17 protein-coding genes are annotated in these 14804 nt (G+C 68.6%); 15 read left to right on the top strand and 2 right to left on the bottom strand.

The window, feature by feature from the left end; translation table 11 throughout:
- Positions 1-59 precede the first annotated feature (59 nt).
- The 11 genes from CD928_RS09200 to hemN all read left to right on the top strand — a co-directional run bounded on the left by CD928_RS09200 (position 60) and on the right by hemN (position 10230).
- A complete protein-coding gene (locus CD928_RS09200; RefSeq protein WP_176473562.1) occupies positions 60-749 on the top strand; it encodes a Crp/Fnr family transcriptional regulator in 690 nt (229 codons plus the stop codon).
- A 160-nt stretch (positions 750-909) separates the two neighbouring features.
- Positions 910-2568, top strand: coding sequence for a cytochrome-c oxidase, cbb3-type subunit I (gene ccoN / locus CD928_RS09195; protein WP_095387352.1), 1659 nt, complete (start codon positions 910-912; stop codon positions 2566-2568).
- 14 nt (positions 2569-2582) lie between these two features.
- A complete protein-coding gene (gene ccoO, locus CD928_RS09190) occupies positions 2583-3359 on the top strand; it encodes a cytochrome-c oxidase, cbb3-type subunit II (protein ID WP_095386794.1) in 777 nt (258 codons plus the stop codon).
- A complete protein-coding gene (locus CD928_RS09185) occupies positions 3356-3520 on the top strand; it encodes a cbb3-type cytochrome c oxidase subunit 3 (protein WP_095386793.1) in 165 nt (54 codons plus the stop codon). Before ccoO ends, CD928_RS09185 begins: the two co-directional genes overlap by 4 nt.
- Positions 3507-4445: a cytochrome-c oxidase, cbb3-type subunit III gene (ccoP, locus tag CD928_RS09180; RefSeq protein WP_095386792.1), complete on the top strand. Its 939-nt coding sequence runs from the start codon at positions 3507-3509 to the stop codon at positions 4443-4445. Before CD928_RS09185 ends, ccoP begins: the two co-directional genes overlap by 14 nt.
- Positions 4432-5889 carry a cytochrome c oxidase accessory protein CcoG gene (ccoG, locus tag CD928_RS09175; protein ID WP_095387351.1) on the top strand — a complete coding sequence of 486 codons (1458 nt, stop codon included), beginning with the start codon at positions 4432-4434 and terminating at the stop codon, positions 5887-5889. Before ccoP ends, ccoG begins: the two co-directional genes overlap by 14 nt.
- Positions 5886-6356: a FixH family protein gene (locus tag CD928_RS09170; RefSeq protein WP_095386791.1), complete on the top strand. Its 471-nt coding sequence runs from the start codon at positions 5886-5888 to the stop codon at positions 6354-6356. The genes ccoG and CD928_RS09170 overlap by 4 nt, the downstream gene beginning before the upstream one ends.
- Positions 6353-8473 carry a heavy metal translocating P-type ATPase gene (locus tag CD928_RS09165; RefSeq protein ID WP_095386790.1) on the top strand — a complete coding sequence of 707 codons (2121 nt, stop codon included), beginning with the start codon at positions 6353-6355 and terminating at the stop codon, positions 8471-8473. The genes CD928_RS09170 and CD928_RS09165 overlap by 4 nt, the downstream gene beginning before the upstream one ends.
- Entirely contained in the window at positions 8470-8625 is a 156-nt protein-coding gene (gene ccoS / locus CD928_RS09160) for a cbb3-type cytochrome oxidase assembly protein CcoS (protein ID WP_095386789.1), read from the top strand. Before CD928_RS09165 ends, ccoS begins: the two co-directional genes overlap by 4 nt.
- The gene (locus CD928_RS09155; RefSeq protein WP_095386788.1) at positions 8622-8849 is read left to right on the top strand and encodes a hypothetical protein; all 228 of its coding nucleotides are present in this window, start codon (positions 8622-8624) and stop codon (positions 8847-8849) included. Before ccoS ends, CD928_RS09155 begins: the two co-directional genes overlap by 4 nt.
- 61 nt (positions 8850-8910) lie before the next feature.
- The gene (hemN, locus tag CD928_RS09150; RefSeq protein WP_095386787.1) at positions 8911-10230 is read left to right on the top strand and encodes an oxygen-independent coproporphyrinogen III oxidase; all 1320 of its coding nucleotides are present in this window, start codon (positions 8911-8913) and stop codon (positions 10228-10230) included.
- A gap of 29 nt (positions 10231-10259) precedes the next feature.
- Here hemN and tadA read toward each other — a convergent pair whose 3' ends face one another.
- The gene (tadA, locus tag CD928_RS09145; protein ID WP_095386786.1) at positions 10260-10715 is read right to left on the bottom strand and encodes a tRNA adenosine(34) deaminase TadA; all 456 of its coding nucleotides are present in this window, start codon (positions 10713-10715) and stop codon (positions 10260-10262) included.
- Between the two features lie 139 nt (positions 10716-10854).
- Between tadA and rpmB the strand changes: the two genes are divergently transcribed.
- The gene (gene rpmB / locus CD928_RS09140; protein WP_095386785.1) at positions 10855-11148 is read left to right on the top strand and encodes a 50S ribosomal protein L28; all 294 of its coding nucleotides are present in this window, start codon (positions 10855-10857) and stop codon (positions 11146-11148) included.
- Between the two features lie 37 nt (positions 11149-11185).
- On the opposite strand, the gene CD928_RS09135 is transcribed toward rpmB, so the two are convergent.
- Entirely contained in the window at positions 11186-12181 is a 996-nt protein-coding gene (locus CD928_RS09135; protein ID WP_095386784.1) for an esterase-like activity of phytase family protein, read from the bottom strand.
- A 194-nt stretch (positions 12182-12375) separates the two neighbouring features.
- Between CD928_RS09135 and CD928_RS09130 the strand changes: the two genes are divergently transcribed.
- The 3 genes from CD928_RS09130 to CD928_RS09120 all read left to right on the top strand — a co-directional run bounded on the left by CD928_RS09130 (position 12376) and on the right by CD928_RS09120 (position 14783).
- A complete protein-coding gene (locus tag CD928_RS09130; protein ID WP_095386783.1) occupies positions 12376-12783 on the top strand; it encodes a glycine zipper 2TM domain-containing protein in 408 nt (135 codons plus the stop codon).
- A gap of 189 nt (positions 12784-12972) precedes the next feature.
- Positions 12973-14067 carry a Ppx/GppA phosphatase family protein gene (locus CD928_RS09125; RefSeq protein WP_095386782.1) on the top strand — a complete coding sequence of 365 codons (1095 nt, stop codon included), beginning with the start codon at positions 12973-12975 and terminating at the stop codon, positions 14065-14067.
- A complete protein-coding gene (locus tag CD928_RS09120) occupies positions 14064-14783 on the top strand; it encodes an RlmE family RNA methyltransferase (RefSeq protein ID WP_095386781.1) in 720 nt (239 codons plus the stop codon). Before CD928_RS09125 ends, CD928_RS09120 begins: the two co-directional genes overlap by 4 nt.
- Positions 14784-14804: the final 21 nt, after the last annotated feature.

Raw genomic sequence — 14804 nt, 5'->3', positions numbered from 1 at the left:
AAGCCTTCTTCGACCCATCGTCCCTTCCCACCGGGTCCGCAGTCGACTATGGCGGAGGGGTGACCGACTGTGCCTCCTGCGTCGTCCGCAATCGGGCGATCTGCGCAAGCCTCGATGCCGCAGAACTGGCGCTGCTCGGCAAACTCGGACGGAATCATCGCGTCAAGGCCGGGCAGACCCTGCTGTGGGAAGGCGACGACGCGCCGGTCGTCGCCAATGTTCTCGAAGGCGTGCTGAAACTGGTCGTCGCGGCCGCCGACGGGCGCGAGCAGATCGTCGGCGTCGTCTTTCCGTCCGATTTCATCGGCCGGCCGTTCGGCAAGGAAAGTCCGTACAGCGTCACCGCGATGACCGATGCGGAGGTCTGCATCTTCAATCGCAAGAGCTTCGACGATTTCGCGAGCGCGCATCCCGACCTGCAGCACAAGCTGCTGCGCCGCACGCTCGACGAGCTCGACCGGGCGCGGCACTGGATGATGCTGCTCGGCCGCAAATCGGCGGAGGAGAAAGTCGCGTCCTTCCTGCTCGAAATGTCCGAGCGCCTGTCGGGGCAGGGATGCAACTCCGGTGCGCAGAGCGGGTTCGAGCTACCCTTCGGCCGCCAGCAGATCGCCGACATATTGGGGCTGACGATCGAGACGACGAGCCGCCAGCTCACCCGGATGCGCGCCGAGGGGCTGCTCGATCTGCCCTCGCGCCGCGAGATCGTGATCAACGACCGCGCGGCGATGGAGGCGATCGCCGGCTGACCGCCTTCGGGCCGCGCTTATCCCCCGACTGGGACAAATCGTCCTATTGATGCGCTGCAGCATTTTTCGTTGATCCAGGTCAATGTTCCGGGCCGCGGGTGCGGCCATGGGCTTTGATGGACGCGGCCGATGGAGCCGCGCCGAACGGGGATTCGCGATGATGGACGATCTGGTTTTCAAGGCGGGCGGCTGGCTGGGGCTCGCCTTGCTGGCGCTGGTCTTTGCGGCGCTGGCGGTCGACACGCCCTTTGCCGTGCATATGGTCATCGTTGCGGCCACCTGCCTGATCATGCTGTGGAGCCGTGTCTCGCGCGCCGATTACGGGGCCATGGCGCGCGGCCTCCTGAAGATGCCGCCCGACCAGGGCGTCTATGACGACGACCCGGTGCGCTGGGGCGTCATCGCCACCATCTTCTGGGGCGTCGCGGGGCTCGCGGTCGGGCTCTATATCGCGTTGCAGCTCGCCTTCCCGGCGCTCAACCTGGGACTTGAATATACGAGCTTCGGGCGGCTGCGCCCGCTGCACACGTCGGCCGTGGTTTTCGCCTTCGGCGGCAATGCGCTGATCGCGACCAGCTTTTATGTCGTCCAGCGCACCTGCCGCGCCAGGCTCGCCTTTCCGGCCGCCGCCCGCTTCGTCTTCTGGGGCTATCAGCTCTTCCTCGTTCTCGCGGCCACCGGCTATCTGATGGGGGTCACCGAGGCGCGCGAATATGCCGAGCCCGAATGGTATGTCGACCTGTGGCTGACGATCGTCTGGGTCGTCTATTTCGTCGTCTTCGTCGGGACGATCGTCAAACGCCGCGAGCCGCACATCTATGTCGCCAACTGGTTCTATCTCAGCTTCATCGTCACCATCGCGATGCTCCACATCGTCAACAACCTGTCGGTGCCGGCGACGATCTTCGGGTCGAAGAGCTATTCGGCCTTCGCCGGGGTGCAGGATGCGCTGACGCAATGGTGGTACGGGCACAATGCGGTCGCCTTCTTCCTGACCGTGCCGTTCCTCGCGATGATGTATTATTTCGTGCCCAAGCAGGCGGAACGGCCGATCTACAGCTATCGCCTGTCGATCCTTCATTTCTGGTCGCTGATCTTCCTCTATATCTGGGCCGGGCCGCACCATCTCCATTATACCGCACTGCCCGACTGGGCGCAGACGCTGGGCATGGTCTTTTCGGTCGTGCTGTGGATGCCGAGCTGGGGCGGCATGATCAACGGGCTGATGACGCTGAACGGCGCGTGGGACAAGATCCGCACCGACCCGATCATCCGCATGATGGTCGTCGCGCTCGCCTTCTACGGCATGGCGACCTTCGAGGGGCCGATGCTGTCGGTGAAGGCGTTCAACAGCCTCAGCCACTATACCGAATGGACGATCGCGCACGTTCACGCCGGGGCGCTCGGCTGGAACGGCATGATCACCTTCGCCGCGGTCTATTATCTCGTCCCGCGCCTGTGGGGACGGCCGCGGCTCTATTCGCTGCGCATGGTCAACTGGCACTTCTGGCTCGCGACGCTGGGGATCGTCTTCTACGCCGCCTCGATGTGGGTCGCGGGGATCATGCAGGGGCTGATGTGGCGCGAGTACGGCGCCGACGGCTACCTCGTCTACAGCTTTGCCGAGACCGTCGCCGCCATGCACCCGATGTATCTGATCCGCGCCGCAGGCGGGGCGATGTATCTCGCCGGCTTCCTGCTGCTCGTCTTCAACGTCTGGGCGACGCTCGCGGGCCGGGTCCGCGAGGAAAAGCCGATGACCGAGACCCCCTACAACGCCGCTGCGGACCGCCCGCTGGCGCCCGTTCCCGCCGAATAAGGAGCTTCAGGCACATGGCTTCCCAACCTGCCGAAAAGCGCTTCAGCCACAAGAAGCTCGAACGCAATGTCAGCCTGCTCGGCTTCTTCTCGCTGATCGCCGTCGCGATCGGCGGCATCGTCGAGATCGCGCCCTTGTTCTGGATCGACAACACGATCGAGAAGGTCGACGGGATGCGGCCCTATACGCCGCTCGAACTCGCGGGGCGCAACATCTATATCCGCGAGGGCTGCTATACCTGCCACAGCCAGATGATCCGCCCGTTCCGCGACGAGGTCGAACGCTATGGCCACTACAGCCTGGCGGCGGAGAGCATGTACGACCACCCGTTCCAATGGGGGTCGAAGCGCACCGGACCGGACCTCGCGCGCGTCGGCGGGCGCTATTCGGACGAATGGCACAAGGCGCACCTGATCGACCCGCGCAGCGTCGTCCCCGAATCGATCATGCCCGGCTATGCCTTCCTCGCCGATCGCGATCTCGAGGCCAGCGACATGGCGCGCGACCTGACCGCGCTCTACCGCGTCGGCGTTCCCTATACGAAGGACGACATCGCCAAGGCGAACGACGACATCCGCGCGCAGGCCGACCCGAATGCGGGCGCGGGTGATCTCGTCAAGCGCTACCCCAAGGCGCAGGTGCGCGATTTCGACGGCGATCCCGCCCGCGTGACCGAGATGGACGCGCTGATCGCCTATCTCCAGATGCTCGGCACGCTGGTCGATGTCGAGAAGGCGGCGCCGCAGGAGCAGACGCACGCGCCCGCCGCCGCTGCGGGAGCAGCGCGATGAGCTATGACGAGGTGCGGCATTTCGCCGATAGCTGGGGCCTGATCGTCATGGTGGCGATGTTCCTCCTCTTCATTGCCTGGCCGTTCCGCAAGGGCGCCCGCCGTCACCATGACGAAGCCGCAAACATGATCTTCAAGGAAGACGACAATGGCCGATCATAAGCGCATCGACGAAGTGACGGGGACGGTCACGTCCGGTCACGAATGGGACGGCATCGAGGAACTCGACACGCCGATGCCGCGCTGGTGGCTGTGGTCGCTCTATGCGACGATCGTCTGGGGCATCGTCTATGTCATCCTCTATCCCGCCTGGCCGATGATCCATGGCGCGACCGAGGGTGTGCTCGGCTGGAGCAGCCGCGGCCAGCTCGAGGCGGAGATGCAGGCCGACGCGGCGCGGCGGGCGCCGGTGATGAACGCGATCGCCGCGACCGCGATCGCCGACCTGCCCGCGAAGCCCGAACTGATGCAGGCGGCGGTGCAGGGCGGAGCCGCGGCCTTCCGCGTTCATTGCGTTCAGTGCCACGGCGCGGGCGGCGCGGGGGTGAAGACACTCTATCCCAGCCTGACCGACGACGACTGGCTGTGGGGTGGCGACCTGGCGACGATCGACTATACGATCACGCACGGTATCCGAAATCCCGATCACAAGGCGACGCGCACCAGCCTGATGCCCGCCTTCGGGCGCGACGGCATCCTCGACGCGGGGCAGATCGCCGACGTCGTCAGCCATGTCCGTGTCATCAGCCGTCAGGAAAAGCCGAGCGCGTCGTCGGCGCGCGGTGCCGCGCTGTTCGAGGCGAACTGCGCCGTCTGTCATGGTCCCGCCGGCGAGGGCGGGCGCGAGGTCGGCGCGCCGAAGCTGACCGACGCCATCTGGCTCTATGGCGGCGACCGTGCCAGCATCGCCGCGACGGTGACCCAGCCGCGCAACGGCGTGATGCCGCGCTGGAACAGCCGGCTCGACCCGGTGACGATCAAGATGCTCGCCGCCTATGTCTATTCGCTCGGCGGCGGCGAAAAGGCGCCGGCGCCGGCCCTTGCGGCCGCCGCGCCCGAAGGACGGGGAGCCGATGGCCAGCCCTGACGACCTGACCGGCGAGCATGGGTCGCTCTATGCGGCGCGGAAAGGCGTCTACCCCAAGAAGGTGGACGGCCCGTTCCGGCGCTTCAAATGGGCGATCATGGCGGTCACGCTGGCGATCTATTACGGAACGCCGTGGATCCGCTGGGATCGCGGGCCGCACGCGCCCGACCAGGCGGTGCTCGTCGACCTCGCGAACCGGCGCTTCTACATGTTCCAGATCGAGATCTGGCCGCATGAATTCTATTATGTCGCGGGCCTGCTCATCATGGCGGGGATCGGGTTGTTCCTCGTCACCAGCGCGGTCGGGCGCGCCTGGTGCGGCTATGCCTGTCCGCAAACGGTGTGGACCGACCTGTTCCAGCATGTCGACCGGCTGATCGACGGCGACCGCAACGCGCAGATCCGCCTCGCGAACGGGCCGTGGACGGCCGAAAAGATCGCCAAGCGGACGGTCAAATATGCGATCTACCTGACCGTCGCCTTCTGGACCGGCGGCGCGTGGATCATGTATTTCGCCGACGCGCCGACGCTGACGCACGATTTCTGGACCGGGCAGGCGGAGCCGGTCGCCTATGTCACCGTCGCGGTGCTCACCGCGACGACCTTCGTCCTCGGCGGCTTCCTGCGCGAGCAGGTGTGCATCTATATGTGCCCCTGGCCGCGCATCCAGACCGCGATGATGGACGAGAAGTCGCTGCTCGTGACCTACAAGGACTGGCGCGGCGAGCCGCGCGGCAGCGTCAAGAAGGCCGAGAAGAACCCCGGCGCCTTTGGCGACTGCGTCGATTGCAACCAGTGCGTCGCGGTCTGCCCGACCGGCATCGACATCCGCGAGGGACCGCAGATCGGCTGCATCACCTGCGCGCTGTGCATCGACGCCTGCGACAGCGTGATGGCGCAGGTCGGCCGGCCGCGCGGATTGATCGACTATTGCACGCTCGACGATGCCGCGACCGAAAAGGCGGGCGGGGTCGCGCCGCCGATCCGCAAGACGCTGTTCCGCCCGCGCACTCTCGTCTATTTCGGCCTGTGGGGCGCGATCGGGCTGGCGATGCTCTTCACCCTCGGCCAGCGCACCCGGCTCGACCTTGCCGTCCAGCACGAGCGCAGCCCGCTCTACGTCCAGCTTTCCGACGGCGCGATCCGCAACAATTACACGCTGAAGCTGCGCAATATGGAGCTTCGCCCGCGCCGGGTCGAAATCAGCGTCAGAGGCCTGCCCGAGGCGCGATTGTGGATCGACGGCGGATCGCGCGAAACGGCGCGGCAGAGCCTGCACATGCCGCTGGCGCCCGACAGCGTGACGAGCGCGCGGCTGTTCGTCGTCGCCCCCGGCGACGGGCCGGCGCGGCAGGATTTCGCCATCGCGGTGCGCGCGCTCGACGACGATCCGCGCGGCGACCGCGAGATCATCCAGTTCGACCGGCCGGGAACCGAGCCATGACCGAAAAGCGCGAGCCGGGGCCCTTCACCGGACGCCATGCGGCGATGATCCTCGTCGCCTTTTTCGGCGTCGTCATCGGCGTCAACATGGTGATGGCGAGCTTTGCGCTGTCGACCTTCGGCGGCACCGTCGTCGACAACAGCTATGTCGCGAGCCAGCATTACAACGAATGGCTCGCGCGCGCCGAGGCGCAGGACCGGCTCGGCTGGGACGAGAGCGTCACGGTCGACGAGGGCCGCCACGTCCGGCTGACCGTCCGTAAGGACGGCGCGCCGGTGAAGGGCCTGCGCATCGTCGCGACGCTCCGCCACCCGCTCGGCCAGACGCCCGCCCGCGCGATGCGCTTCGCGCCCGCCGCCGACGGCGCGCTTCGCTCGCTCGATGCGCTGCCCGCCGGGCGCTGGCAGCTCGACCTGTCGGTGCATCGCGGCGCCGACGAGGCGCGCTACCGGGTCGATCTGCAATGACCGAAGCCGCCGCCCTGCTCGTCGAGCGCGATTTCGCGGTACCCGACATCCGCTGCGCGGGCTGCATCGCCAAGCTGGAGCAGGGGCTGGTGCGCGACCGGCGGATCGCGGCGGCGCGGGTCAACTTCACCGAAAAGCGCGTGCATATCTCGTGCACCCTCGATGCGGAAACGCCCGAACTGATCGGCGCTTTCTCGCTGCTGGGATTCGAGGCGCATCCGATCGGCGATGGCCCGGCGGAGGTCGACGGCGGTGCGTCCGACAGCCGGGCGCTGCTGCGCGCGGTCGCGGTCGCGGGCTTCGCGATGATGAACATCATGCTGCTGTCGGTGTCGGTGTGGTCGGGCGCGAGCGGCGCGACGCGCGACCTCTTCCACTGGCTGTCGGCGGCGATCGCTCTGCCGACCGTCGCCTATGCCGGGCGCAGCTTCTTCCGCTCGGCATGGCGCGCGGTGCGGCACGGCCGGACCAATATGGACGTGCCGATCAGCATCGGGGTGCTGATCGCGACCGCGCTCAGCCTTTACGAAACCGCGACGCACGGTCCCCACGCCTATTTCGACGGCGTCGTGATGCTGCTCTTCTTCCTGCTCTGCGGCCGCTGGCTCGACAGCGTGATGCGCGACCGCGCGCGCGGCGGGGTGACCGCGCTACTGCGCAACATGGGCACCGGGGCGATGGTCGTCGGCGCCGACGAGACGAGCCGCTGGGTCGACGCCACCGCGCTTGAACCGGGCATGGTCATGCTGGTCGCGGCGGGCGAGCGGCTCGCGGCGGACGGCGTCGTCGCGGGCGGCGCCAGCCGGATCGACCTGTCGCTGCTGACTGGCGAGAGCGCGCCGCGAGAGGCGCGTCTCGGCGATCCGGTCCACGCCGGGACGCTGAATATCGAGGCGCCGATCCGCGTCCGGGTAACCGCGGCGGGCGCCGACACCGCGATCGCCGACATCGCGCGGCTGATGGGCGAGGCGGCGCAGGGCAAGTCGCGCTATGTCCGCATCGCCGACCGTGCGGCGCGCTATTATGCGCCCGCGGTGCACACGCTGGCGCTGCTCGCCTTTGCCGGATGGATGGTCGCGGGGGCGGGCTGGCACCATAGCCTGCTGATCGCGGTCGCGGTGCTGATCATCACCTGTCCGTGCGCGCTCGGCCTCGCGGTGCCGGCGGCGCAGATCGTCGCGGCGGGGACGCTGATGCGGGTCGGGGTGCTGGTGAAGGACGGGTCGGCGCTCGAACGGCTGGCAGACGTCGACCGCGCGATGATCGACAAGACGGGAACGCTAACGCTGGGCCGCCCGGTCGCGACCAATCTGGACGAGGCGGACGCGACCGTCCGCGCGCTGCTGCTCGCGCTCGCGCGCGCCAGTCGCCATCCGCTCAGCGAGGCGCTGACCCGCGACCTGACCGCGGCGGGGGTGACGCCGCTCGCGGTGGAAGCAATCCGCGAAACCCCCGGCTTCGGCGTCGAGGCCGAATGGGAAGGCCGCAGGGTGACGCTGGGCCGCCCAGCCCAGCCCACAACCGACAGCGCGCTCGCGACCCAGCTCGCGATCGATGGCGCGCCGGCGCTCACCGTCCGCTTCGCCGATGCGCTGCGCCCCGATGCCGCCGACACGATCGCCGCGCTGCGCCAGGCGGACGTCGCGCCGAGCATCCTGTCGGGCGACCGCGCCGCAGCCGTCGCGCCGGTGGCGCGCTCGCTCGGCCTGACCGCCCAGACCGGCATGAGCCCGCAGGACAAGCTTGCCGCCATCGCGCGCCAGACGGCGGCGGGGCACAGGGTGCTGATGATCGGCGACGGGCTCAACGACGGCCCTGCGCTCGCCGCCGGCCATGCCTCGATCGCGCCGGGATCGGCGAGCGACGCGGGCAAGAATGCCGCCGACTGCATCTTCCTCGGCGACCGGCTGATGCCGGTGGTGCAGGCGATCCGCGTCGCGCGGCGGACGCAAGCGATCGTGCGGCAGAATTTCGCGCTCGCCATCGGCTATAACATCATCGCGGTGCCGCTCGCCTTCATGGGATATGTGACACCGCTGGTCGCCGCCATCGCCATGTCGGGATCGTCGCTGATCGTCGTCGGCAACGCGCTGCGGCTGAAGGGCGCGGCGCGATGAACGGCCTGCTCGTCCTGATCCCGGTCGCGCTCGGGCTCGGCCTCATCGGGCTCGCCGCCTTCTTCTGGTCGCTGCGCGGCGGGCAGTTCGACGATCTCGACGGTGCGGCGCTGCGCATCTTCGTCGAGGATGAGGAAGAGGACGCGCGATGACCGCGCGCCATGTCGTCCTGATGCTGGGCGCGGCAGCGCTGATGCAGCCGCCCGTCGCGGTCGAGGCGCGCGTGCTGACGCTCCGGGCATGCGGCGGCGCGGCGCATCGGATGCTGCTGCCGGGCGACCCTGCCGACCCCGCGGAGCGGCGCGACTGCGCCAAGGCGTGTCACGCGGTCACCGAGCGTCGCGGCAAATCGGTAGGGTCGAAGCGTTGTTGTTGAAAATCCGCCGCCGTTGATCCCGGTCAATGTCGCAGCGCCCGATCGGGCATAGGGTGCGGGCATGTGGTCCTATCACCCCGATCTGCTCGCAAAGCCGGTGCCGCGCTACACCAGCTATCCGACGGCGATGGAATTCGCCGAAGACGTCGGCACCGACGATTATGCGCAGGCGCTCGACGCCGTCGAGCCCGCGACGCCGATCTCGCTCTATGTCCACATCCCCTTTTGCGAAAGCATCTGCTGGTATTGCGGCTGCAACACCGGCGCCGCGGGGCGCAAGCAGCGGCTCGACGATTATCTGACGGCGCTCAGGACGGAGATCGCGCTGGTCGCGAAGCGGCTGGGAGGACGCGGCCGCGTGCGCCGCATCGCCTTTGGCGGCGGCAGCCCGAATGCGATCGCACCGGTCGAACTGGTGCGCCTGCTCGATCTGCTGCTCACCGTCTTCGACGCGCATCGGCCCGACGTCTCGATCGAGCTCGACCCGCGCGGCTTCTCCCCCGAATGGGCGCTGGTGCTCGCGGCGGCGCAGGTCACGCGAGTCAGCCTGGGGGTCCAGACCTTCGCGCCGCACGTCCAGCAGGCGATCGGGCGCATCCAGCCGCTCTCGCACATCGAGCGCGTCGTCGCCGCGCTGCGCCTGCGCGGCATCGACGCGATCAACTTCGACCTGATGTACGGGCTGCCGGAGCAGACGCTCGCCGATCTCGACGCGACGCTCGACGAGACCGTCCGCCTCATGCCGAGCCGGATCGCGCTGTTCGGCTATGCTCATCTTCCCGATATGATCCCGCGCCAGCGGCGGATCGTCGCCGCGAATTTGCCCGACGCGCGATTGCGCTTCGATCAGGCCCGGCTCGGCCATCGGCGCCTGACGGCCGCCGGTTATATCCCCGTCGGGTTCGACCATTTCGCGCGCGCCGACGACGCGCTGGCCGTCGCGGCGCGCGAAGGCCGGGTGAACCGCAATTTTCAGGGCTTTACCGAGGACGATACGCCGGTCCTGCTCGGCTTCGGCGCCAGCGCGATCAGCAAGTTTCCCGACCTGATCGTCCAGAATGAAAAACGGTCCGGTCCCTATCGCGATCTCGTCGAAGCCGGACGACTCGCCGTAGCGAGAGGCATCCGGGTCGATGCGGAGGAACAGCGACGCGCGGGGCATATTCGCGACCTGCTATGCAACGGGTGCGCGCATCTGGGTTTGGATGAGATCGCGCCGGCTCGGAACGCCCTGTCCGATTTCGAGCGACGGGGCATCATCGCATGGGACGACGGCGCACTCGTCATCCGCGATTGCGGCCTGCCCTATGCGCGCCACGTCGCCGCGCGATTCGATCGCATCCGGGGAAACATCCGGTCGATCCAGGGGCCGTCCCCATGACTGCGCGGTCGGAGGCCGCGGCGCCCCTTTCAGCGCCGCGCCGCGAAAAAGTCCCTGAGCAGGACCGCCGCCTCGTTCGCGCCGATGCCGTCGTATATTTCGGGCCGATGGTGGATCGTCGGCTGCGCGAAGATGCGCGGGCCGTGGACGACCGCGCCGCCCTTCGGGTCATCGGCGGCATAGTAGAGCCGCGCGATGCGGGCGTGGGCGATCGCGCCCGCGCACATCGCGCAGGGTTCGAGCGTCACATAGAGGTCACAGCCGTCGAGGCGTTCGTTGCCGAGCTTCGCCGCCGCGGTGCGAATCGCGACGATCTCGGCGTGGGCGGTCGGGTCGTGCGATTCGCGCGGGCGGTTGTGGCCTTCGGCGACGATCGCGCCGTCCTTGACGACCACCGCGCCGACGGGCACTTCGCCCCATTCGGCGGCGATCCGCGCGAGATCGAGCGCGCGGCGCATCGGTTCGGGCAAGGGAAAACGGGACATTCTCCACCGCTAATCCCTTGACGAATCCCCGGCAAGCCGATAAGCGCGCGCCTTTCCCGGCCCATCCGGTCCTGCCCTTCCCCGTTTTTCGGGAAGCGCCCGGACGCCGACCCGAAATTTTTTGACGAGGAAGAGCATCATGTCGCGCATTTGCGAACTGACCGGCAAGGGCCGCCAGATTGGCCACAATGTCAGCCACGCCAACAACAAGACCAAGCGCACCTTCCTGCCCAACCTGCAGAATGTGACGCTGCTTTCGGACGCGCTCGGCCGCGGCGTGAAGCTGCGCGTGTCGACCCACGGCCTGCGCTCGGTCGAGCATAACGGCGGCCTCGACAACTGGCTGCTGAAGGCCGGCGACGAGCAGCTTTCGGCGAACGCCCGCAAGGTGAAGAAGGAAGTCGCGAAGAAGCTGGCCGAAAAGGCCGCCTGAGCGCTCTTCGAATCGCCGACGCAATCAGGCCGCCGGATTACCGCGCGGCCTTTTTGCTGCCCGGCGCGCGCGGCGGCAGGCCGAGTTCGAATTGCAGAAGCAGGCTGCGCTGCCAGCTGTTGAAATTGTCGTCCGACACCAGCCACAGCCAGATGCGCCCGTCGCGGGCTTCGATCGCGGCGCCCTCGAAATTGTCGGCGAGCGGCTTTGGCACGCGCCCGATCGCGCGCGAGCGCACCACCTTTTCCCGGCCGATGTCCGCCGGGTCGAGAAGGCCGAGGATCGTCGTGAACACGGGATCGAAGCCGAGCCGCCGGTGGACGAGCAGGATGCGGCCATCGGGAAGCGCCGCGGCGTCGCTGACCGACCCTTTGTCTTCCGAGTCGTAGAAGAAACGGAGCGGCGGCGGGCCCGGCAGCGCCGGATCGCCCGCGAAGACGAGCGCCTCCGACCCGCGCGGATCGTCGCCGGGCGCCTCGCAGAACAGGATCGTCCGGCCATCGGCGAGGCGGACCATCGATTCGGGGCCCGAGTAAGCCGACCAGCGCCGCATCGCCGCCGGAGCGCTTCGCGCCTCGATCCGCGTCAGGCCCGGATCGAAGCGCCAGATCTGGTTCGTGCCCTCGAACGCCACCCAGCTTTTCCCGCTCGCGGGGTCATAGGCCATCGCCTCTGCATCGATCATCGACTTCTTGCGCAGTCGCCCGTCGGGGGTCGACAGGGCGCCGATGTGGAAGGCCGCGACCCCGCCGCCGGGACGCAGCGTCAGCCGCGTCGCATAGCCGTTGTCGCCGACGAACTGGAACCGGCCGGGCGCCATCACCGCGACCGCCGAGAGCCCGCCGAAGCGGCTGTGCGGGCTGGTGAGATGCCAGCCGCGCACGAAGCGAAGCATCCCCGACGCCTGCGGCGCGAAGGCGACCGGGCGCGCGGTGACCTCCTGCCTGTAGTCGTTGACCGGAAAGCGCATCGCGGTGCCCGGCACCGGACCGAGGGTCAGGAAGATCAGGGCGGCGGGGAGCAGGCGGCGCATCGGCGCGGGCGTAGAGGGGCCGGCCGCGAAAGGGAAGGGCGGACAGGCGCCCTCCGAAACTGAACGTCAGGCAACCGAAGCTGAACGAACGCCGACAGCGATGTTCAGCCTTGGCTCAAAGCGAATCGGGCAGAACAGCCTCATCGATCCACCGCCCCCAGCACGGGCCCATCGACGAAAGAAGGAGACAGACAATGAAAAAGATGATGACCCTCTCCATCGCCGCCCTGATGTCGACCGCGACGCTGGGCATCGCGACTCCGGCCGCCGCCCAGAACGGCTATTACGACCGCGACGGCTATTCGAACTATTATGCCGGCTACGACCGCAACGACCGCCGTTATGACCGTCGCAGCGACCGCTATGACCGTCGTTACGACCGCCGCAGCGACCGTCGCTATTACAACAACCGCTACGATCGCCGCAATTATCGCCAGTGCGACAACGGCACCGGCGGCACGATCATCGGCGCGGTGGCGGGCGGCCTCGCCGGCCACGAAATCGCCGGCCGCGGCGACCGCACCGTCGGCACGATCATCGGCGGCGCGATCGGCGCCCTCGCCGGCCGCGCCATCGACAAGGGGAATGACGGCTGCCGCTAAGGCCTGACCCGACCCCCAAGAAATTACTCCGTCCCTGCCCTCCGCCCGCTTTTGCGCGGCGGGGGGTTTTCTTTGCGCGCCCAGCCTACCAGCGATGCGGCTTGCCATCACCGCCGGCCCCGCCTAGTCTTGCCCCCAAGTGCACGCCCGCGACCATGCGGGCGCGTGAGCAGACAGGTCAGAATAGCCATGCGGCAAATGGCAGCGCCAACAGGGCGACCGCCGCGGCCCCAGGCAGCGGTGGCGAAGGACGGAAAGACGGGTGCCCCCGGGCTCCGCCCCGCCGCATTCACGCGACCCAAAAGCTATGCCGCGATCGATCTCGGCACCAATAATTGCCGCCTGCTGATCGCGCGGCCGCAGGATGGTGAGCTCGTCGTCATCGACGCCTTTTCGCGCATCGTCCGGCTCGGCGAGGGGCTGCACGGCAGCGGGCGGATCAGCGAAGCCGCGATCGACCGCGCGGTGGGCGCGCTCGCCATCTGCGCCGACAAGCTGCGCCGCCGCCACGTCGCGCTGTCGCGTGCCGTCGCGACCGAGGCGTGCCGCCGCGCCGACAATTGCGACGAACTCGCCGACCGGGTGCGGCGCGAGACCGGCATCGTGCTCGACGTGATCTCGGCGGCCGAGGAGGCGCGACTCGCGGCGCTCGGCTGTCACAATCTGATGGAGCCCGGCGACGGTCCCGCGCTGATCTTCGACATCGGCGGCGGGTCGACCGAATTGATGCACGTCGAATCCGACGGCCAGGACATCGAGATCCGCGACTGGATCAGCGTCCCGTGGGGCGTCGTGTCGCTGACCGAGCATGTCCCGCCCGCCGAGGACAGCCTCGAGGCCCGGCAGGCGGGCTATTCGCATATGCGCGCGGTGACGCGTGACGCCTTCGCCGCCTTTGCCGAGCGCGCGACGCGCTTCGCCGGCCAGCCGCTGCGCCTGCTCGGCACCAGCGGCACGGTGACCACGCTCGCCAGCGTCTTCCTCGACCTGCCGCGCTACGACCGGCGCGCGGTCGACGGGCTGGTCGTCCCCGCCGACGACATGCGCGCGATCAGCCGCCGCCTTGCCGAAGCGAGCATCGTCGACCGCGCCGAGATCGGCTGTATCGGCCGCGAGCGCGCCGACCTGGTCGTCGCGGGCTGCGCGATCCTCGAAAGCATCATCGACCTGTGGCCCGCGGCGCGCGTCGGCGTCGCCGACCGCGGCATCCGCGAGGGAATATTGCGCACCCTGGCGGTGCAGGGCCGCACCGTGCCGGTGACGCGCCGCGAGTATCGCAAATGAGCCGCAAGGGGGGCAGCGGGGGCGGAAGCGGGCGCGGCGGCCTGCACGAGCGGGTCAAGACCGCGCGGCGGCGCACCGCATCCTCGACGCGCTGGCTGCAGCGGCAGTTGAACGACCCCTATGTCCGCCGCGCGCAGGCCGAGGGCTATCGCTCGCGCGCCGCCTACAAGCTGATCGAGCTCGACGAGAAATTCGGTTTCCTCAAGAAAGCGCGCGCGGTGGTCGACCTCGGCATCACCCCCGGCGGCTGGTCGCAGGTGGTGCGCAAGGCGAACCCGCGCGCCCGCGTCGCCGGGATCGACCTCCTCGCCTGCGAGCCGATCGAGGGGGTGGCGATCCTCGAGATGGATTTCATGGACGATGCGGCGCCCGACGCGCTGATCGACGCGCTCGGCAGCGCGCCCGACCTCGTGATTTCGGACATGGCGGCGAACACCGTCGGCCATCCGCAGACCGACCATCTGCGCACGATCGGGCTTGCCGAGACCGCCGCCGATTTCGCGGTGCAGACGCTGCTGCCGGGCGGTGCATTCGTCGCCAAGGTGTTCGCGGGCGGCGCCGACCGCGAGCTGCTGACATTGCTCAAGCGCCATTTCGCGACGGTCAAGCACGCCAAGCCGCCCGCGAGCCGCAAGGGATCGCCCGAACTCTATGTCATCGCGCAAGGGTTCAAGGGGCGCGGCGACGCAGCGGAGGAGGCTGACGCGCAGGAATAGGGTCCGCGCTGCCCGAGGAGG

Origin of the sequence: Sphingopyxis sp. GW247-27LB (genome assembly GCF_002277025.1) — a bacterium.
Taxonomy (GTDB): domain Bacteria; phylum Pseudomonadota; class Alphaproteobacteria; order Sphingomonadales; family Sphingomonadaceae; genus Sphingopyxis.
The sequence above is the reverse complement of the archived record's forward strand: the minus strand, read 5'-3'. Positions and strand labels throughout refer to the sequence as shown.